This window comes from Candidatus Accumulibacter vicinus (assembly GCF_000584955.1).
Taxonomy (GTDB): domain Bacteria; phylum Pseudomonadota; class Gammaproteobacteria; order Burkholderiales; family Rhodocyclaceae; genus Accumulibacter; species Accumulibacter vicinus.
Map to the genome: position 1 here is coordinate 23,746 of NZ_JDSS02000018.1, position 18,927 is coordinate 42,672.

Below are 18,927 nucleotides of genomic sequence, written 5' to 3' on the forward strand. Positions count from 1 at the left end.
CCGGTTGCCAGGCCGAGCCGCTGCCGCCTTCGGCGACCGAGATGATCGGCGCCGTGGCCACCGCGCCGTTGTCGAAAGCGTCGAAGCGGCCATTGTTGAAGCCGAAATGCAGCGGGGCGAAGCTGATGCTGTTGGTCGGCGCCAGGTTTTCGACCTTCACGACGACGTTGAGATGCGCCGCGCCGGCCGTGGTACAGAGGGCGAGCGCGGCGGCAGCGACGCTGAGGCGGGCCATGGTGCAATGCGTATGGTACATGAGGGTTCTCCTGTAGGATGTGGCCGGGGGGAACGAGCCCGCGCAGCGGACTCGCCCGGCCGATGATAGGCAGCTCTCATCCCCGAATCCTCATCGAAAGATCACCGCGCCGTGAAAGATCATCTGCGCCGAACCGCCTGGCCGACCGTGCACGCCGGTCGTACTCCCCGTGGGCGAGCGACCCGGTTCAATATCGCAGGAATTCCTGACGCGCCTGCGCCCAGGCCTCCTCGTCGCTGCGGCAGAGAGCGTCGAGGTCGGCCGGCGTCGCGGTCGGGTCATCGACCCACTCGCGCAGCAAGGGCGAACCGTTGATCAGGTCGATGGCCAAGCGATCGAATTCGTATTCGTAGGCAAAATCGCGCCACAGTGGATAGTCCGGCTGCAGTTGCCGCAGCGCCTTGAAAGCCAGGCTCTGCAGGCGCCAAGGGCGGAAACGGGCGGGTTGGTAGCAGCCATCGTCGACATGGATCTGCACGCCGTGGCAGAGCTGCCCGGCGTGTTTGTGGAAAGTCGGTTCAAACCAGCATTCGCGCAGTCGGCAGCCCTGCAGCCAGTGCCCTGCGAGCGCCTCCATGGTCAGCAGCAACTGGCGCGCGTCGATGTCTGGCGCGCCAAAAAGCTCCAGCGGACGCGTCGTGCCACGGCCTTCGGAGAGCGTGCTGCCTTCGAGCATCACCGTGCCGGCATAACAACGCGCCATCGACAGGTTCGAGGCGTTCGGGCTGGGGTTGATCCAGCAGCGCTCGCCGAGCGGCCAGCCGTAGCCGGGTGCCGCCTCGGGGAGCCAGCCCTGCATGGGGATCAGCGTCCAGTCCAGGTCGAGCGCGAGGCGGCTGATGAACCAGCCGGCGAGTTCGCCCATCGTCAGACCGTGCCGCATCGGCAGTGGCCCGGCGCCGACGAAGCTCTCCCAGCCGGGACGCAGCAGCAGTCCCTCGAGCGGACGTCCCGCCGGATTCGGGCGATCGAGAATCCATACCGCCTTGCCGTGTTCGGCCGCGGCTTCGAGCACGTAGCGCAAGGTGGTGATGAAGGTGTAGATGCGGCAGCCGAGGTCCTGCAGGTCGACCAGCAGCACGTCGAAAGTCGCCATCATCGCCGGCGTCGGCCGCCGCACGGCGCCGTACAGGCTGAATACCGGAATGTGGTGCAGCGGGTCGAGAAACTCCGGCGACTCGACCATGTTGTCCTGCTTGTCGCCGCGCAAGCCATGCTGCGGGCCGAAGGCTGCGGTGAGCTGCAGATCGGGCAGGGCGGCCAGGGCGTCGAGGGCATGCCTCAGATCGGCGCTGACCGACGCCGGATGTGCCAGCAGGGCCAGACGACGGCCGCGCAGGGGCCGGCGCAAGGCCGGGTCGGTGAGCAGACGATCGAGTCCGAACTGCAGGGCGGGCATTCTGGATTCCTTCAGCTTGACTCGTGCGCTGGCGCCAGTTCGAGGGCAAAACCGTCGCGGTGGTGAAAATCGGGCAAGGCCGCCGGATGATGCAAGGCCCAGTAGCTATGGCTGCCGTCGATGAGGTCGTCGGCTTCGACAACGGCGGACAGACCGATCTGCAGCGTTGCCGTGGCGGCTCGCGGCGGCAGCACGGCGGCGGCGATGACGGCTTCGAGTTCCAGCCGGCCGGCGAACAGTCTGGCGGTGATCTGCGGCGGTACCAGCAGGGTCCGACTGTCGTCGCGCTGGCGGTAGCCGGAAAACGCATACGCCGCCCATTGACCCGACGGCGAAAAGTTGAACTCGTGGTAGCCCGCCTCGCCCAGGACACCGACGAAGGCCTCGAAACAGGTGTGCTCCCAGAGTCCATCGGCAGCTTCGGGGGGCCGTGGCGCCGGAATCCGCAGGCGGGCCAGGTCACCGCGCAGGCAGTAGGCCAGCGCAATGCCTCCATCGGCGGCACGCGCCGCATGCACTTCGATCATGCGCACCACCGGGGCAGGGGTTGCCGGATGGCGACGCAGGGTCAGCGTGAATTCGCCTGGAAACATCGAAGGAATGCGACAGGGTTCATCGGCGTTCGCCGGTACACTCGGCACAACGTCCACAAAGATCGAGTTCGATGCGCGACAGGCAGAAGCCTTCCGGCAGGCTGGGTGGCACCGGCGGAGCAGCGTCGAGGCAGAACACCCGCCCGCAGTCTTCGCAGCGGAAATGGGTATGTGCGGCATGCTCACCGCCGGCGGCGAGCGAATAGCGGAACGTCCGCTGGGCATCGGTCGTGCGGTGCGCGATTCCGCTCTCGACCAGCCAGTCGAGCACCCGATAGAGCGTCACCCGATCGATGGCCAGATCACCGAGCGCCTGCTCGATCTGGTGATGGGTCAGCGCTGCCGGCGCAGCGCGCAGCAGTTGCAGGACCCGTACCCGCGCCGGGGTGGCGCGCGCACCCGTGCGGCGAATCAGCAGGACGGCGGTTTCCGCTTCTGCCGCGGTCTCGACAGGGGTGGCATGGGGAAGCATCATGGCTGCGAATTTAATCACAGCCTGCCCATGGAGGCTACACCGTTGCGAATGTCGGGAGTCACCCCCAGGGCAAGGATTGGCGATGCGAAGAAGGGCGTAAGGTTTCTTCTCCGGCCAACGACCATAGAGCAAACCTTCGCCAGGAAAAGCCTCGATGCCCTACCCTGCTCCGCCAGGTCAGGCGTCCGCCGGCGGGTCGCTGGCCTGGGGGAACTGACACGGCGCATTTCGGCCGAACGTTACTGATGCCCGACTGAGCCTGGCCAGCGGGAATTCGCAAACCGTTTTTACTGGAGAACATCATGGATCGTCGTCAATCACTGAAATGGCTGGGCGGCATCTCCGCCTTCATCCTGCCTGTGGCCGCTCCCGGCCCGGTCTGGGCCAGCGAGACCGCCGGCAACAAACTGCGGAAATCGCAAGCCGAATGGGCCACCCTGCTGCCGCTGCCCGCTTATCGCGTGCTCTTCGAGGAAGATACCGAACGCCCTGGAACGAGCCCACTGAACCAGGAGAAACGCGACGGCACCTTCATCTGTGCCGCCTGCTACCTGCCGCTCTTCGACAGTTCGGCAAAATACGAGAGCGGTACCGGCTGGCCCAGCTTCTGGCAACCCCTGCCGGAAGCGGTGGCCACCAAGACCGACTTCAAACTCATCTATCCGCGCACCGAGTACCACTGCACCCGCTGCAGCGGTCATCAGGGGCACGTTTTCAACGACGGTCCGAAGCCCACCGGCAAGCGCTACTGCAACAACGGCGTGGCCCTGCAGTTCGTGCCGCGCGCCGAACCGCTGCCGGCGTTGCGGACATGAGCGCGCGCCTGCTCATGGCAGCGCTGTGGCTGCTGGCGATGGGCGGCGGGGCCGGCGCTGCTGACCCACCGACCGGCAAGAAAACCGAGATCAGGACGGCGATTTTTGCTGGCGGCTGCTTCTGGTGTATCGAGGCGGATTTCGAGAAACTGCCGGGCGTGCTCGGCGCCGAGTCCGGCTATACCGCTGGCCAGACCGTCAACCCGAGCTACGAACAGGTCAGTGCAGGCAATACCGGACATACCGAGGCCATCCGCGTCAGCTATGACCCACAGAAGGTCAGCTATCCACAACTCCTCGACCATTTCTGGCGGCACATCGATCCGACCGTCAAGAACCGGCAGTTCTGCGACATCGGCACGCAGTACCGCAGCGGCATCTACTGGCAGAACGAGGCCGAGCGCAAGGCCGCCGAAAGCAGCCGTGACGCCCTGCTGGCGAGTGGCAAGCTGCCGCGCATCGAAACCGAAATCGCCGCCGCCACCCCCTTCTACCCGGCCGAGGAGTATCACCAGGACTACTACAGGAAAAACCCGATCCGCTATGCCTATTACCGTCAGGGTTGCGGCCGCGACGCGCGCGTCAAACAGATCTGGGGGGGCAGCTAGCGCGCCTGCCTCAATCGACCTGGCAGAGCAGGCCCTTGAGATATTCGCCTTCGCTGAAATGCAGCGCCACCGGATGATCCGGCGGCGCGGCGAGACGGCGCAGGATGCGCGCGCCACGGCCGGCATCGAGGGCGGCATCGGCGACGATGCGCTGAAAGTGCTCGCTGCTGATGCCCCCCGAACACGAGTAGCTCATCAGCAGGCCACCGCGATTGAGCAGACGGAAGGCAAAGGCATTGATGTCCCGGTAGGCGCGTGCGGCGCGCTCGGCATGCGAAGCCGAAGGGGCGAACTTGGGCGGGTCGAGAATGATCAGGTCGAAATGCTGCCCGGCGTTCTTCAGCGCGCGCAATTCGGTGAACACGTCCGCCTCGCGCCACTCGGCCCGGTTCGCGTCGAGCTGCGGGTTGAGCGCCAGGTTGTCGATGGCCGTCGCCAGTGCCGGCCCCGACGAGTCGATCGAAAGGACGCTGCGGGCGCCGCCGGCAAGCGCCTGCAGCGAAAACCCACCGGTGTAGCAGAAACCATTGAGCGTCGCGCGGTCGGCGGCCAGGGTGCGCGTCAGCAGACGGTTGTCACGCTGGTCGAGATAGAAACCGGTCTTGTGGCCGGCAACGACATCGACCTGCATGCGCACGCCGTTCTCGACGATGCAGAGTCTTTCTGCGGGCGCCGCACCGGACACCCAGCCGGTCACCGGCAGCAACCCTTCGAGACGGCGTACATGCGAATCCGAACGCTCGTAGATGCGCGCGCAGCCAGTCGCACGCTGCAGCGCATGGATGATCGCCTGCCGCCATTTCTCGGGGCCGGTGGCTGTCAGTTGCAGCACGATGGTGTCGCCGTAGCGGTCGGCAATCAGGCCCGGCAGACCATCGGACTCGCCATGGACCAGCCGCAGGCCGTCCTGCCCGCGCAATTCCGGTGTCTGCTGACGGCGTTCGACAGCGGCCTGGATATGGCGTTTGAAGAAGGCATCGTCGACGATCTCGTCGGGGTCGAAGGTCCACACGCGGGCGCGGATTTTCGACTCGGGGCTCCACGCCGCTTTTGCCAGAGGACGTCCATTGGCAGCGACGACATCGACGGTATCGCCCGGTCGCGCGCGACCGCTGAGCTTCTCGACCGCGGCCGCGAAAATCCAGGGGTGGCGGCGAGCGAGCGAGCGATCCTTGCCGGGCAGAAGAACGAGTTGAGCCATGCTGAGTATTCCTCGCGCTGAAACGTAACGCGGCGCGATACCAGAGGTACGCGCCGCGCGTGTTGCTTACACCGACAAGTCAGGTCTTGGGTTTGGCAGGAGTGCTCATTTCGGTTTGCCCGTCCTTGGCTTTTTCAGCCGAGCAGGCGACAGCATGTGCACTTGATAGCGCCAGCGCCACGGCCAACAGGCCGGCGGTTAGTTTCCCCATACGCTTCTCCTTGTGGCTGCCGACATTGGCGAGGCCACTGTAGGCTTTCCCGTCGGGAAATACAACCATGATATTTTAAGTGTCTTTCGGTGCTGTCATCTTGCCCCGGTTCTGTTAACATCGGCAGCATTGCAATGCGTGTCTCGGGAATAAGCCATGCGTCTGGATGATCAGAGCGAGAGTCAGAACGTCGAGGACCGGCGAGGGGGGGGCGGCGGCGTCGGGGCCGGCAGCGTCGGCATCGGAACGCTGCTGGTTGCCATCGCCGCCGGCTATTTTTTCGGCATCGACCCGACGGTGATCCTTGGACTGGTTTCAAACAGCGGCCACCAAACTTCGTCCGCAGCACGCCCTGCACCGAAGCCGCCGGTCAACGATGAAATGGCGAGCTTCGTCGCCAAAGTGCTCGGCAGCACCGAAGCGACCTGGCAGACGGTCTTTCGTGAGGCCGGTCGCCGTTACCAGGAACCGAAACTGGTGCTGTTCACCGGCGCCACACCGACCGCATGCGGCACGGGCAAGTCTGCCATGGGTCCCTTTTATTGCCCGGCCGATCAGAAGGTCTACATCGACCTGGCGTTCTACCGCGACCTCAGGGAACGCTTTCACGCGCCCGGCGAGTTCGCCCAGGCGTACGTGATCGCACACGAAGTCGGTCATCACGTACAGCACCTGCTGGGCATTTCGGACAAGGTGCACGCGGCACAGCAAAAGAGCGGCAACCGCTCTGCCGCCAATGCGCTGTCGGTGCGACTCGAACTGCAGGCCGACTGCTTTGCCGGCGTCTGGGGCCATCGCGCCGACAGCATGCAGAAGATCCTCGAACCGGGCGAGACCGAGCAGGCGCTGACTGCGGCGGCGGCGATTGGCGACGACCGCCTGCAACGCCAGACGCAGGGCCAGATCGTTCCGGAATCCTTCACCCACGGCACTTCCGAACAACGCGTGCGCTGGTTCAGGCGGGGCATGGAGAGCGGCGACGTCCGCCAGTGCGACACTTTCAGCGCTGCGTCGCTGTAGCGGGGTGAAAGCCATGCCGCTTGGCCAGCGTCTCGCCCGGTGTCTGCGATGGTTACTTCCCCTGCTGCTGCCCTCGCTCACGCACGCTGCCTTGCCCAGAGCAGCCAGCGTCCCCGGCGGCGTGGCGGTGGTTTCGCTGGGGCCCATCGCGGCTGGCGCCAGACCGCCACGCGCCTGGCTCGGCGAACAGCCGGTGCTGGTCGCGGCCGACGCCGGTCAATGGGTCGGCGTCGTCGGCCTGGCGCTGGACACGCCGCCGGGGACATACGCGCTGCGGGTGGAGGAAATGGAGCAGGCAACTGCACAGGGAAAATCGCGCAGCGTGCAGTTCAGAGTCGATCACCAGGACTATCCGGCACAAAGGATCACGCTCAAGGACAACAGCAAGGTGCAGCTCTCGGTCAGCGATCTGGCCCGCGTCGAGAGTGAAATCGCCGCCATCCAGACCATCAAGCGCCATTGGCGCAATGCCGACGATACCGACACCGACTTCGTCCTGCCCGCGGCGGGTCGCCTCACCGGCCGTTTCGGTGTGCGTCGCTTCTTCAACGGCGAGGCGCGTTCGCCGCACGCCGGCTTCGACATCGCCTCACCGCGCGGCAGCACCGTCAGATCCAGCGCGCATGGCATCGTGCTCGCCACCGGTGATTATTTCTTCAACGGCCAGACCGTGTTTGTCGACCACGGCAACGGCCTGATCAGCATGTACTGCCACCTCGAGCGCATCGATGTGCAGACCGGGGAGACGGTCGGCAAGGGGCAACGACTCGGCCTGTCCGGAATGAGCGGTCGCGCCACTGGCCCACATCTGCACTGGAGCGTGATCCTCAACGGGGCGATGGTCGATCCGCAGTTGTTCGTTGCCAGTCCAGGCAGGATGCACTGACGCCAGGCCCTGGCCGCGCCGAGAAATCGATTGGCGCTTGCATGCAAGCGCGCTGATGGAGAGAAAAGCATGAAACACGTGATCTGGATAATGTGGCCGGCGTTCATCGCCGCGGGCATCGCCGAGGTGATCTTCTTCACGATGATCGATCCGGAGCAGTTATACCTGTTCGGCGAACTGGTGCAATGGTCGGCGATCGCGACCTACTCGACCGGCTTTCTGCTCTTCTGGCTGGTGTGCATCGGCTCCAGTCTGATGACCTACGCGATGATGCCGGACACCGTCAAGGAGGTACTCAGAAAGGTCGCCAGTGAGCGCGAAGACCTGGCTCGGCCAAAACGCCGGGAACCTGTAGGCCATGACCGTTGAAGCAACGACAGGCTCACGACAGTTGCGCCTCGACGGCGGCCAGGACGCTGTCCCGGCTGTGATAGCGCATCGCGTCCACCAGGAGACGCGCATCCCGACAGCGGTCAGCCGCGGCCGCCAGGTCTCCCTTGGCCAGGGCAACGCGAGCGTGCTCGATCAGGCAATCGGCGATGTGCAGCCGCATCGGTGTCATGCGTCGTTTCTCGGCAATTTTGCGCGCTTCGAGAATGTCCGCTTCGGCCTCGGCGAGCCGCCCCGACTCGCGGCGAAACGCGGCGCGCGCCAGCAACCCACGCGGCAACCAGTGTTGCTGCCCCGACTGACGCAGGTCGTTGACGCCGCGATCGAGCGCTTCGCCGGCATCCGCCAGACGGTGGCGCCTGCCGAGCAATGCCTGGAGCATTGCGACGCGCCCGCTGCAGATATGGTGGAGAGCCACAAGAAAGGTGTCTTCCAGATCCCTGGCGATGGCCAGCATGGCACGCCGGCGGACTTCATCCAGCCGCGCCAGCAAGCCCTCCACGTCCGGCCGGTCATGACCGGCCGCGAAGAGCGACTCTTGAACCTGCATGATGAGGAGGTCACACATCCAGAAACTCTCGACGCCGTGCAGCGCCGGATGGTCCGGATCGATCTGCGCGTTGAGCGCCTCCGCGCGTTCCAGAGTCGCTTCGGCTTCGCTCCTCTCGCCCATGAGCTGGAGAATGTCTCCGTGTCGGCACAGGGAATACACCATACGTCGATCCGGACGCCGGCCTGCAAAATGGGCAACGCTGACCCTGGAGTAGTGCCTCGCCCGTGGCAGATCGCCGAGGACGAGGTAAACGGTGCTCAGGCGGTGAGCGGTCTCCGCCGCCGTGTCCTCGTCGGCTCCGTCCTGCTCGAAAGCCAGACACGCCAACAGCGGTTCCTCGGCCTCGGCGACGCGTCCCATCGCCTGCAGGCACTCCGAGACGCGCCGGAGAATGTCCACTCGAGCGGCGCACGGCAGCTCGCACACCAGGCTTGACCATCGCTTCGCGAAAAAACCCGCCAGAGCCGACAGCTCCAGTCCGATCAGGCCATGCTCCGAGGGCAGGAGGGAGGCACCCCGATGAGCGACCGCCTGACGGTACAGTTCGTAGGCCTCCTCGTACAGACCGCCCTGAAGTCCTTGGCCGACGGCCAGGAAGAGCCGTTCGAACTGGTCGGCACTCGCCGGTTCGGCCGGCACACGGGCACGATGGTATTCGTAGAGGCGCCGGTGTCCGGCGAGAAAAGCCGGCCGATCGGCACGCGACCAATCGTCGGCGAAGTACTCACGAACGATGGGGTGCATGTCCAGCGTGAGCGGGTCGTGATCACTGACCGTGATCAGCCGTTGGGAGCGCAGTTTCTGGATCTGCCGAAACAGGAACGTCGTCGGCGCACCTTGCAGGAACTCGGTCGCACCGGGCAACACCGGTGGCCCGAGCATGGCATCGAGTTCGTCCATGCCGACGGGCCCGTCGAAAAGGGCGAGTACGCGCAACAAGCCGACTTCGGCGCCGTTGCCGAGCTGTTCGGCAAGCAATGCGAGTACACGCCGTGCGTGTTCGCTCCGGGCACCGACGACGGGTCCTGTCTTTGCAGGGGCGCCTGGTTGGCCGCAGATGTCAGGACAGGAAGCCAGCAGCTCGACCGCCAGGGCCTGACCTCCGAAAGCCGTGACCAGTGCTTCCAGCTCCTGGTCGTGGCCTTTGACCCCCCGACTGCGGAGCAGCGCACGGCCGACCGCGGGCGAAATCTCCTCCACATTCTGGTGCCTTACCCCCGATCGGTCACCCTCTTCGGCAAAGTCGGCCAGCGCCAGGCGACTGGTCACGACACACAGCCCGCCGCACCGACATGCGAGTTGGCGCAGCAGGCTCAGGATGATCGGATCACGCAGTGTCCCGTCCCGGCATTGCAGGGGTTCGAGACCGTCAAGGAGGAGGATTCCGCGCCGGCCGGCAACGAGCCCCGCCAGGCGCTCGCCTTTTTCCCAGGGCAGCCCCTGCAGCGGTGAACCATCGCCCAGGAAACGCAATGCGGCAATCGCAAAGCTGTCCGCCGAGGTCTCGCGGTCGGTGGCCGATTGATTGCCGAAGGACCACGCAAATACCGGCCTGGTGCTTGCTCCGGAATGCTGTGGCAGGGCGTCAACCCAGGCGCGCACCAGACCCGTTTTTCCGACACCACCCCAACCGTGGAGAACGACGACGCCACCGTCGGGGTCGTTCAGCGCGTCCATGAGAACCTGCAGTTCATGGTGACGGCCGAGCAGGTGCGAGGTTGCCGGCGGCAGGCGCTGCGTGTCGTTTGGCGCGGCGGCGGCGGCCGGCCTGGCCGGAAATCCGGGCGTGCCCGCCGGCGGCGCCGCTGCCGGCCCCTGAAGCGCCTCGTATATCCGCTTCGCAACGGCGCTGAATACGGTCTCGTGCTTGTCCCGAAAGTCCACCTTGACCGTCTTGCCGTCGCGCGGCAGCATTTGCAACGGCTTCAGCCACAGATGCGCTTCCCACGGACAGTCTTCGATCAGAATCGGCAACAGCTCCAGGCCCTCCTCCTGACGTCGGCGCAGCAGCTCGGGGATTTCTTCATCCATGCAGAATGAAGATCCGAGGAAGTGCCCGGTGATCAGGCAGACGGCGAAGCGCGCGCGCGCCACTGCATTCCTGATTTCGCGATACCAGTCTTCGCCCTGCCTGATGCGGCGGTCATCCCAGATGTCGAGCGGAACGGCACGGCCGAGGGCGCGCAGTTGAACCAGCAGTTCGTCTTTCCAGATTTCGTCCCGGTGGGCATAACTGATGAAAAGGGTGTTTTCGCCGGCCATCAGCACTTGCTCAGTTGCTGCCCGCCGACAAACAGGTGCCTGATCGGTGTGTCGCAGAATACCCGCAGGCAATCGGCCACGGTTTCCGCAATGGGTTCGCCAGGCAGGTTGTACGAGGTGTTGAGCAGGCCCGGCACACCGCTCGCCGCCTCGAATGCCGCCAGGAGCTCCCAGAACAGGGGATGGTCGCGGCGCGAGACCGTCTGCAAACGGGTCGTCCCGTCGACATGTACGACGGCCGGAAGCGCACTGCGCCAGCGCTCGTTCAGGGTTCCTGCGATCATCATGTAGGGCGAGCGTACCGCCGTGTCAAAGACGCGCGGCAGGTTCTCTTCCCGCAGCGACAGGCCATAAGGGCGGAACGACTCGCGGTGCTTGACGCGTTTGTTGAGGTGATCACACATCCAGTCGCGCGCGGGGTCGGCCAGAAAGCTGCGGTTGCCGAGGGCCCGCGGACCCAGCTCCGGGCGACCATGACACCAGCCAATGACCTCACCCTGCGCCAGCAAGCGCACCGCTGCTTCGACCTGACGTTCCCGCCCGAGGTCGGCGATGGTCACAGCGGGGAGGCCGCCGTTCGCCAGCAGCGGCAGTTCGCTGCGACGCACTGTATCGAGGTCGGTCAGGCCCAGAAACGGGTCCAGCCCGTCGATATTGCTCGGCCGGCCTTCGATGTGGCTGCGCAAGTAGAGCCCGGCGCCCAGCCCAAGACCGCCATCGTGTGGGCAGGGAGGAACGTACAGCGCGGCCAGCGGCAACTCGCGCAGGAGATCCCGGTTGATGATCACATTCAACGCGCACCCTCCGGCCAGACAGAGATGATCGCCCGGACGCACGTGGCGCCGAAGGAGTGCGAGCGTCTCCGCGCTGGCAACGGCCTGCAGCGAGGCAGCGAAATCCCGCGCCATGTGGCTGTCGAGATCGCTCAACGCACCTGGGCGAAGGTTGCCGATTTCGGGGAGGAGCCAATCGCGACCACCCGTCGATCGATCGACGTGGTCGAGGAACAGGCGGGCGGCAGCGAGATAGCGCGGCTCGCCGAAAGCGGCGAGTGCCATCAGCTTGCCGGCGGCATCGAAACCTTTGCCGCCGTGCAGTCGATACAGGTGCGTCCCCGCCTTCCTGAACGCCAGCCCGATGCGCAGAGGGACCGACTCGAGGCAGTCGAGCTGCGTGCGTTTGCCGCGCATGATCAGACAGGAGCGACCGAAATCGCCGAGCCCGTCGAAGGCCAGCACCAGACTCTCCTGGAAACCCGAGGTATAGAACGCGCAGGCGCCGTGTGCGACATGGTGTTCGACGATCACCGCGGGCAGCACCCGGTCGAGAACGCGGAGCGAGGTTTCCCGGAAACACTCGGACGACAGCAGTCGTGTCCCGAGTGTGGCGGGGAACCGTGTCCGCGCATCGGCGGAAACGGGGACATCATAGCCATAGTCGGTATCGATGTCGGATGCCCCGCAGAAAGCGACGCAATCCACGTCGGCAATGCTCAGGCCGGCCCGGTGCAGACTGTCCTGCACGCACTCGGGAGACGGACCATAGGCATGTCTGACTCGCGAGTGCCGTTCCTTCTCGACGACCACGACCGGCTGCCCGTCGATGAGAACGCACGCATTGGCGTTGTACCCATGATAGAGGCCAAGAATGGTGCGGCTCGCGGTGATCATCCCCCTGGCCAGCGCTGGTCAGCCGATCCGGAGCGGACGTGCTTCCAGCACGCCGATCAGTTCGAACATCCGGCTCGGGTATCCATTCCGTGAGCGTGTCGAGTAGCGCCGCAGACAGGCCAGCCGATAGGGTGCCGCAATCCGCCGCAGTTCCTGCGCGCTGTGGTGATGAGCAACAAAGCTGGCCTGATCCTGTGCATCGACGACCGTGAAGTTGCCCCAGCGACCCCCGCTCGCGTAGCCCTGCACATACCGGCCACGATTGTGATCAGACGCCGGCATGAGGAGAAAATCATTGACGTAGATGACCCCTCCGTCGACCAGGAGATTCTGTGCCCGTTCGAGGCCGCTTTGCCAATCCGGCCACGCCGGCAGGCAGGTCAGAAAGCGGTTAAGGACGACGACGTCGAAGCTCGTCGGCTCGGCGAAGCGATCGACCAGAAAGTCGGCAACGACGAACTCGGGCCAACGCCCGGCGGTGTTCACCGGTCTTTGCCGCCGAGCCACTTCGACGGCCCGCGGATTGATATCGATACCCAGTACCCGCAAACCGATCGACGCCATGAAGAAGCTCGCCGCGCCGTGATGACAGCCGACGTCCAGCGCCCGTTGCCCGGCATGGACTCGCCCGGCCAAAGAAGCGGGCACGACATCGCGGCTTGCCGGGGTGTAGTCCAGATCCTTCCAGTAACGGTAGTCTTCTAACATCGGCAAAGTGACTCGAGTTGCAACAGGAACGGTTCGGTGAGGAGCACGCGCATCTGCGCAGGATCGATTCGGATGAAGCGAATAGCGCCGCACACGCCGAACTCCTGAATTTCTGAATTCCTGATATTAGTGGAATGGATTCTGTCGAGGTGGCAGAATGGGAACTTCATCGTCGATTCTCAAAGGAAGCACCATGTACGCCCATCCTGCACGTTCGATCTTCATGGTTCTGGCCATGCTCCTGTCTGCGTTCATTGTAGCGCCCGCTGTCGCAGACAGCACCACCGAACTCGACCACAAATCGAAAGCAGCGCTCGACAGGCTGCTGGCCAAGGTGCCTGCGGCCAGGACTCTCAACGCCAAGGCCTCCGCCGTACTGGTGTTTCCCAGCATCACCAAGGCCGGGCTGGTTGTTGGCGGACAGTACGGTGAGGGCGTTCTGTGGCGTGACGGCAAGGCCGTGGGGCATTACAGTACTGCCGGCGCGTCGTACGGGCTGCAGGCGGGCGCACAAAAGTACGGCTATGCGATGTTCTTCATGAATGAGAAGGCACTGCAAGCGCTTGATGCCAACGAAGGCTTCGAAGTCGGTATCGGTCCGAGCATCGTGGTCATTGATCAGGGTACGGGCCAATCCCATACCACCACCACCATGCAGGACGACATCTATGCCTTCATTTTCGGCCAGAAGGGGCTGATGGCGGGGATCGGCCTACAGGGCAACAAGATCAGCAAACTCAACCAGTGAGCGCCTGCCGCCAGAGAGCGGCGATGTTAGGGTTTGTCACCGTCTCTGTGAGGATGGGCCGAATGATGAAGGCCGGCATTCAGCCCATACGGCGCATGGCTTTTAGCAATTGCCCTTCTTAGCCTGGCCCGGCGGGCAATGTCCTCCATCTTTGTGTGGAACGCCATTATTGCCGCGCCCAGTGTAGTACTTCTCGCCACGTGGGCCATGGTGATCTTTCCAGTATTGGGGGTTGCGGTACTCGTAACCATCCCAGTAATAGCCACGATTGTCGCGGGTGCCGAAGGTTACGGTGATGCTCGGCGCCTGGACGCGCACGTTGCCGAGATTGACGTTAATATCGCCTGCATGGGCAAGCCATGGAGAGGCTGCAATCAAAGCACCTAGCAGAAGTTTTGTCATGGTTGAGAGCCTTTCGGTGAAGTTTCGGTATTTACGGGCGTAACTGGGCAGTCGGAGCGCAGCGACGCAAGTTGAAAGAGTTGTACGCCAAGACGCTTACTCGGGTCAAGTTTTTAGCTTGTCCGAAGATATCTTAGAAACTACAAAAACAACGCGACAAATACAATTCCCTCGTCCGCTCGGCGAGGCCCCCGTAGCACACCGCGTCGGTCATCATCGGGAACATTCCCGATGATGAAGATCACATCGACGACCATCAGTTTGAAAAACTATGCCTTCTCAGAAACCGCAACGCGGCGGTGGGGCTCCCCACCGCCGCGCCAGCGGTTTAGTCCAACGGTTGATTAGTGCTAAGCTGGCAATATCGATGGCTGTGCCGATTGGCGCGGTGCTGCATCGGCGTTACAGTGTGAGACTGCTCGGCTGAGTTCCGCCTGATCATCTTGTCTATTCTCCTGGAAGGAGTGCCCCGTCATGAGCTTTCACCTATTCCGGATCAACGAGTTATACTCCAACCCCAACGGCACCATTCAGTTCATCGAGCTGACGGTTGGCAACTTCAACGGCGAATCGCATTGGGCCGGTGTAGCGATCAGTTCATCCCGTGAGGGGGTGACCCATACCTTCACCTTCCCCAGTGACCTGCCCAGCAGCCGCACGGCCAACAAGTCGGTGCTGGTCGCCACGCAGGCATTTGCAGACCTTGGTCTGGTCGCTCCCGATTTCATTGTGCCGGCTGGTTTCCTGTTTACCAGCGGCGGTAGCCTGAACTTTGGCGGGGCGGATACGGTCGCCTACCCTGCGCTGCCCGTCGACGGTGTTCACAGCCTGGCGCGCAGCGGCGATCAGGTCAGCGCCACGCCCACGAATTTTTTCGGCACCTCGGTGAGCGTGCCCGTGCTCAACCCGCTGGAGATCAACGGCAGCAGCAACAACGATGTGCTTACCGGCACGGCCAGCAACGAGCGGATCGACGGACTGGCCGGCAACGACACCCTCAGCAGCGGTGGCGGCAATGACAGCTTGCTGGGCGGCACCGGTGATGATGTCCTCCACAGTGGCAGCGGCAACGATGCCATTGACGGTGGTGACGGCTATGACTACCTGTATTTCAGCACCGCCACCGCTGGAGTGGTGATCAACCTGACGACCGGTACGGCAAACGGCGGTGCCGGATCGGATAGCATCGCGGGTGTCGAACTGGTCTTCGGCTCCAGCTTCAATGACACCTTCATTGGCAATGATGCGTCCGTCGGGTTCCTGGGGGGCGACGGCAACGATACCATCACCGGTGGCGCAGGCCGCGACCACCTGGAGGGCAACGGCGGTGACGACACCATCGACGGACTCGGCGGGGTCGACATCGTCGCCTATTACAGCGCAGCGTTTGCCGTCAATGTCAACCTGACGACCGGTCAGGCCACCGGCGGGCTGGGCAAGGACACTCTGCGCAATATCGAAGACGTGACCGGCAGCGTTTTTGGCGACACCCTGACCGGCAGCTCCGGCGATAATCGCCTGGACGGGTCCGACGGCAACGACACCTTGATCAGCACCCATGGCAACGACACGCTGGACGGCGGCAATGGCGTCGACACGCTGGTCTTCGCGCTGGCGCGCAGTACCTATACGCTGCAGCGGTCGGCCGGCGGCACGTATTCGATCGAGAAGCCCGACAGCACCGGAGAAGACGCTCTGGTCAGCGTCGAGCGCCTGCAATTCGCCGATCGGAAAGTCGCATTGGACATCGACGGCAACGCCGGCAGTACAGCCAAGGTGCTCGGGGCCGTGTTCGGCGCGGACTCGGTCCACAACCTCGCCTATGTCGGCATCGGACTGGGCCTGCTCGATGGCGGCATGTCCTATCAAGACCTGATGCAACTGGCACTGGATGTCCGCCTCGGCGCCAGCGCCAGCCATCAGGCGGTGGTGAACCTGCTCTACACCAATGTGATCGGGAATGCCCCTCCACCAGACGACCTGGCCTTCTTCACTGGCCTGCTCGACAGCGGTACGCTCACACCAGCCGGTCTGGGTGTGATTGCTGCCAATACCCCGCAGAACGCGGTCAAGATTGATCTGGTGGGGCTACAGGAATCCGGCATCGCGTTTGTCTAAGCGAAAACGCTGTTTGAAGGCAAAGGCAAGGGGCAGCTTAAACACGGTGGAAATTTGTTTTGCCTCAGGGGTCCACTTTCCCTTGTTCGGCGCTCTTGATTTCGTCATCCAAGAGATTGATCTGATCAATGATGCTGACCAGCTTCTGCCCATTCCGGGTTAACGAATACTCTGTTCTGGGCGGCACTTCCGCATAAACATGCTTGGCTAGCAAACCATACGTGGTCAGTTTGCGTAGCCGCTCGGACAGAACTTTGGTTGAAATTCCTTGTACGTGACGCTCCAATGCGCCCGGACGTGAAACGCCGACAGCGACGGCTCGCAAAACCGAAACTGACCACTTGCAACCAATCACATCTTCGAGTTGCGAATAGGCTGACCTGGCTGACGGTAGCATTTTTTCCCCTCTGTTTTCCATAAGTTACACCAAAATGTTACCGGGGCACCAAAAAGTGCCTTCTATGCAGAGACTGGTGTTGTTCCTACTATGTACGTGTGCCAGTGGCACTAACGAACTAACGAACCCAGGAGACCAATCATGAAGACCAAAGCCATTTTCTACCACGCTGGCTGCCCCGTATGCGTTGCCGCCGAACAGAACGTAGCCAATGCACTTGACCCGGTGAAATACGACGTTGAGGTCGTCCACCTCGGCATCGACAAATCACGCCTGCAAGAAGCAGAGGCGGTCGGTGTCAAGTCCGTGCCTGCCCTGGTGATGGATGGGGCAGTATTCCATATCAATTTCGGTGCGGGCATCGAGGCCTTGAAATAGCCGCTCCATCACACTGCTTGTAGCACCCAGGGTGTTTGCCTCACGGCAGACCCCCTTTTTTGTTACCGAACGAATAGCGTTCATCTGTCGCGCCGACAGCGCCGGGTCCAAGCGCTGACGTATCCGCGGCAGATGAACCACGTGGATCTGTTGCTGGGTCATGAATCATATACCCGCATCAATCGGAGAACTTATCCGGCAGCGCTTGGCGAAGAAGGCGGCTAACGTTTATTGGGCATCCGGCTCACGCGCCGCTCACTGTTTGCGCTCGATTACAGATGCAATGACAAATGCCTCCGCGAAAGCAATGGTTGCCCAGAAAAGTAGCTCAAGAGCGACGAGCGGCAACGGCTCACCGAGTTGGTTGAATGGGGTAAAGAATTCCCAGAACAGGAAGGTCATGAAGAACAGCAAACCAGCAAAACGCAGTGCCCTCTGGAAAATACCCGCTGGCCAAGCGACAGACACTGAGCGATAAATGAAGGCGTGTCCAATGCCGAAGAGCACCATGCCGATGATGATCGGCGCCGGATTCGCAACGACGAGAGGCAAAGGCTCTAGCTGAGTCCAAACGGCGATGAGCTTCGGGCTCTGGATAGGAGAAGAGAGAAGGATGCCACCGCCATTCCAACCGAAGCCAAGCAGGCGAAACGTGAGCACCATGGTGACATTCATTGTCATTCCACCCGCGAGGCCAGCAAGTATCGTTCTTGGCATCTGCCCTCTCCTCAAGCAGCAAACATTCCCCGTTCAAGACGGCCAACCTTGCGGCCTCCCTCTCCCACACCACCGGACGAACGGGTCACGTATCCGGCGGTTCGATGAGGCCAATTTTCCCAGGAAAAAAGCGAGCAGCCCAGAGTCCAAATATCGCCTATGAGCATTCGCTGCATCTCGATGTGCCCGAGAACAAGATCGGCTCCTCATATGAGGCAGTGCAGGCTGCCTGCCGAGAAGCGACTGCCAACCAATGCGTGCTGCTCGAATCCAGTCTGGTGGCCGGTGTGCAGAGGGTGCACAGGTCGATGCCGGAGAATTGCTGACCAACAAGGCTGGCCATTTTTCATCGCGGTCTCCGGTCTCAGCCCAGCAGCCTGGCCAGGAAATCGAGATGGAAGCTCCCGCCGACAAAACCCGCTGTCCCCGATGCCACGCCCACACCTGCGAACACCAGCGCGAACCAGACCAGCCATTTCCGGCGCGTCAACGCAGCGATACCGAGTACCGCCAACGCGACGGTGATCCCGGCTTCGGCAATGTCGAACTGGTCGTCGTGATAGTTCAAGCGGTCATATTCCTGTTCGTAGCCTTCTGCCTGCTTCTTGATTTCTTCCTTCTCTTTTTCGTAACGATTCACCGCCTCGCGATAGAACGCAATCTTCTTGTCGAGCAGGGCAGCACCCTCCTGCGTCAACGAACCGTCTCGCTCGCGCTCCAGGGTGAGCTGTTCGAGCATGGTTTCGGAGAGAATCAGCTTGGTACTTTTGGCCTGGAAAAAAGCCCAGGCATTTACGCTTCTCGCCTGCGCCTGTGCCATCGCCTGAACAATATTCCCACCCTTGACGTTGAACAACGCCATCACCGTCGCCAGCACCACCACCAGCAAAGCAATGACGTTATTGAGCCGGTCGGAAGTCTCCCCGGTCTTGTCCAGCACCTCGTCAATCGCGTCCTTGATCTCAGCCATTTCAGCCCTCTCCTCTCAAGAATAAAAAGACACCCAGCACACACCAGACAGCACCGACCGCCGTCGTCCACGCGCCGGGTTCGTTGCCGGAATCATTCCCACTCCGACTGCTGTCACGCCGGCGCCGACAGGTTGCCGAGGGCGGCAACC

General features: G+C 62.9%; 21 protein-coding genes and 1 pseudogene. 9 read left to right on the plus strand and 13 right to left on the minus strand.

All coding sequences use genetic code 11. The annotated features are described in order from the left end of the window. The 4 genes and pseudogenes from CAPSK01_RS05075 to CAPSK01_RS05090 all read right to left on the minus strand — a co-directional run. Nucleotides 1-235 (minus strand): annotated as a pseudogene (locus tag CAPSK01_RS05075) (PEP-CTERM sorting domain-containing protein); the annotation flags it as partial. Nucleotides 236-443: 208 nt separating this feature from the next. After that, entirely contained in the window at nt 444-1,655 is a 1,212-nt protein-coding gene (locus CAPSK01_RS05080; RefSeq protein WP_034923343.1) for a DUF1343 domain-containing protein, read from the minus strand. Between the two features lie 11 nt (nt 1,656-1,666). Continuing rightward, on the minus strand, nt 1,667-2,248 hold the full coding sequence (locus CAPSK01_RS05085) for a DOMON-like domain-containing protein (RefSeq protein ID WP_034923345.1): 582 nt from the start codon (nt 2,246-2,248) through the stop codon (nt 1,667-1,669). Nucleotides 2,249-2,267: 19 nt separating this feature from the next. Beyond that, nucleotides 2,268-2,723: a transcriptional repressor gene (locus tag CAPSK01_RS05090; RefSeq protein WP_273703129.1), complete on the minus strand. Its 456-nt coding sequence runs from the start codon at nt 2,721-2,723 to the stop codon at nt 2,268-2,270. 302 nt (nt 2,724-3,025) lie between these two features. Between CAPSK01_RS05090 and msrB the strand changes: the two genes are divergently transcribed. Continuing rightward, the gene (gene msrB / locus CAPSK01_RS05095; RefSeq protein WP_034923349.1) at nt 3,026-3,538 is read left to right on the plus strand and encodes a peptide-methionine (R)-S-oxide reductase MsrB; all 513 of its coding nucleotides are present in this window, start codon (nt 3,026-3,028) and stop codon (nt 3,536-3,538) included. After that, nucleotides 3,535-4,146: a peptide-methionine (S)-S-oxide reductase MsrA gene (gene msrA / locus CAPSK01_RS05100; protein ID WP_034923351.1), complete on the plus strand. Its 612-nt coding sequence runs from the start codon at nt 3,535-3,537 to the stop codon at nt 4,144-4,146. The genes msrB and msrA overlap by 4 nt, the downstream gene beginning before the upstream one ends. A gap of 10 nt (nt 4,147-4,156) precedes the next feature. On the opposite strand, the gene CAPSK01_RS05105 is transcribed toward msrA, so the two are convergent. Further along, entirely contained in the window at nt 4,157-5,347 is a 1,191-nt protein-coding gene (locus CAPSK01_RS05105) for a class I SAM-dependent rRNA methyltransferase (protein WP_034923353.1), read from the minus strand. Nucleotides 5,348-5,426: 79 nt separating this feature from the next. Then, complete coding sequence (locus CAPSK01_RS05110; RefSeq protein WP_034923355.1) at nt 5,427-5,627, minus strand: hypothetical protein; 201 nt, start codon at nt 5,625-5,627, stop codon at nt 5,427-5,429. A gap of 87 nt (nt 5,628-5,714) precedes the next feature. Between CAPSK01_RS05110 and CAPSK01_RS05115 the strand changes: the two genes are divergently transcribed. The 3 genes from CAPSK01_RS05115 to CAPSK01_RS05125 all read left to right on the plus strand — a co-directional run bounded on the left by CAPSK01_RS05115 (nt 5,715) and on the right by CAPSK01_RS05125 (nt 7,833). Then, nucleotides 5,715-6,578 (plus strand): neutral zinc metallopeptidase, encoded by an 864-nt coding sequence (locus CAPSK01_RS05115; protein ID WP_034923357.1) that lies wholly within the window; start codon nt 5,715-5,717, stop codon nt 6,576-6,578. Between the two features lie 13 nt (nt 6,579-6,591). Beyond that, nucleotides 6,592-7,464 carry a peptidoglycan DD-metalloendopeptidase family protein gene (locus CAPSK01_RS05120; protein WP_034923359.1) on the plus strand — a complete coding sequence of 291 codons (873 nt, stop codon included), beginning with the start codon at nt 6,592-6,594 and terminating at the stop codon, nt 7,462-7,464. A 69-nt stretch (nt 7,465-7,533) separates the two neighbouring features. Next, on the plus strand, nt 7,534-7,833 hold the full coding sequence (locus CAPSK01_RS05125; RefSeq protein WP_273703130.1) for a hypothetical protein: 300 nt from the start codon (nt 7,534-7,536) through the stop codon (nt 7,831-7,833). A 13-nt stretch (nt 7,834-7,846) separates the two neighbouring features. Here the strand turns inward: CAPSK01_RS05125 and CAPSK01_RS05130 are convergent, their stop codons facing one another. The 3 genes from CAPSK01_RS05130 to CAPSK01_RS21985 are packed head-to-tail and all read right to left on the minus strand — an operon-like array spanning nt 7,847 to nt 13,047. Continuing rightward, nucleotides 7,847-10,669, minus strand: coding sequence for a TIR domain-containing protein (locus tag CAPSK01_RS05130; RefSeq protein WP_273703131.1), 2,823 nt, complete (start codon nt 10,667-10,669; stop codon nt 7,847-7,849). Next, nucleotides 10,669-12,339 carry a carbamoyltransferase C-terminal domain-containing protein gene (locus CAPSK01_RS05145; RefSeq protein WP_034923368.1) on the minus strand — a complete coding sequence of 557 codons (1,671 nt, stop codon included), beginning with the start codon at nt 12,337-12,339 and terminating at the stop codon, nt 10,669-10,671. The genes CAPSK01_RS05130 and CAPSK01_RS05145 overlap by 1 nt, the downstream gene beginning before the upstream one ends. Before the next feature lie 18 nt (nt 12,340-12,357). Further along, the gene (locus CAPSK01_RS21985; protein ID WP_273703132.1) at nt 12,358-13,047 is read right to left on the minus strand and encodes a class I SAM-dependent methyltransferase; all 690 of its coding nucleotides are present in this window, start codon (nt 13,045-13,047) and stop codon (nt 12,358-12,360) included. 193 nt (nt 13,048-13,240) lie between these two features. Between CAPSK01_RS21985 and CAPSK01_RS05155 the strand changes: the two genes are divergently transcribed. Next, nucleotides 13,241-13,795, plus strand: coding sequence for a lipid-binding SYLF domain-containing protein (locus tag CAPSK01_RS05155; protein WP_034923371.1), 555 nt, complete (start codon nt 13,241-13,243; stop codon nt 13,793-13,795). A 102-nt stretch (nt 13,796-13,897) separates the two neighbouring features. Here the strand turns inward: CAPSK01_RS05155 and CAPSK01_RS21990 are convergent, their stop codons facing one another. Further along, nucleotides 13,898-14,197, minus strand: a complete 300-nt coding sequence (locus CAPSK01_RS21990) for a DUF2502 domain-containing protein (RefSeq protein WP_273703133.1) — start codon at nt 14,195-14,197, stop codon at nt 13,898-13,900. A gap of 474 nt (nt 14,198-14,671) precedes the next feature. Between CAPSK01_RS21990 and CAPSK01_RS21995 the strand changes: the two genes are divergently transcribed. Continuing rightward, nucleotides 14,672-16,315, plus strand: a complete 1,644-nt coding sequence (locus CAPSK01_RS21995) for a calcium-binding protein (RefSeq protein ID WP_273703134.1) — start codon at nt 14,672-14,674, stop codon at nt 16,313-16,315. A 64-nt stretch (nt 16,316-16,379) separates the two neighbouring features. Here the strand turns inward: CAPSK01_RS21995 and CAPSK01_RS22000 are convergent, their stop codons facing one another. Further along, nucleotides 16,380-16,733 carry a helix-turn-helix domain-containing protein gene (locus CAPSK01_RS22000; protein ID WP_273703135.1) on the minus strand — a complete coding sequence of 118 codons (354 nt, stop codon included), beginning with the start codon at nt 16,731-16,733 and terminating at the stop codon, nt 16,380-16,382. Between the two features lie 120 nt (nt 16,734-16,853). On the opposite strand from CAPSK01_RS22000, the gene CAPSK01_RS05175 reads away from it, so the two are divergent. Continuing rightward, nucleotides 16,854-17,090, plus strand: coding sequence for a thioredoxin family protein (locus tag CAPSK01_RS05175; protein ID WP_034923374.1), 237 nt, complete (start codon nt 16,854-16,856; stop codon nt 17,088-17,090). 255 nt (nt 17,091-17,345) lie between these two features. Here CAPSK01_RS05175 and CAPSK01_RS05180 read toward each other — a convergent pair whose 3' ends face one another. After that, nucleotides 17,346-17,807, minus strand: coding sequence for a hypothetical protein (locus CAPSK01_RS05180; protein ID WP_034923375.1), 462 nt, complete (start codon nt 17,805-17,807; stop codon nt 17,346-17,348). Here CAPSK01_RS05180 and CAPSK01_RS05185 point away from each other — a divergent pair. Beyond that, on the plus strand, nt 17,801-18,133 hold the full coding sequence (locus CAPSK01_RS05185) for a hypothetical protein (RefSeq protein WP_273703136.1): 333 nt from the start codon (nt 17,801-17,803) through the stop codon (nt 18,131-18,133). The genes CAPSK01_RS05180 and CAPSK01_RS05185 overlap by 7 nt on opposite strands. A gap of 38 nt (nt 18,134-18,171) precedes the next feature. Here CAPSK01_RS05185 and CAPSK01_RS05190 read toward each other — a convergent pair whose 3' ends face one another. Then, complete coding sequence (locus CAPSK01_RS05190) at nt 18,172-18,777, minus strand: DUF4337 domain-containing protein (protein WP_273703137.1); 606 nt, start codon at nt 18,775-18,777, stop codon at nt 18,172-18,174. Nucleotides 18,778-18,927 lie beyond the last annotated feature (150 nt).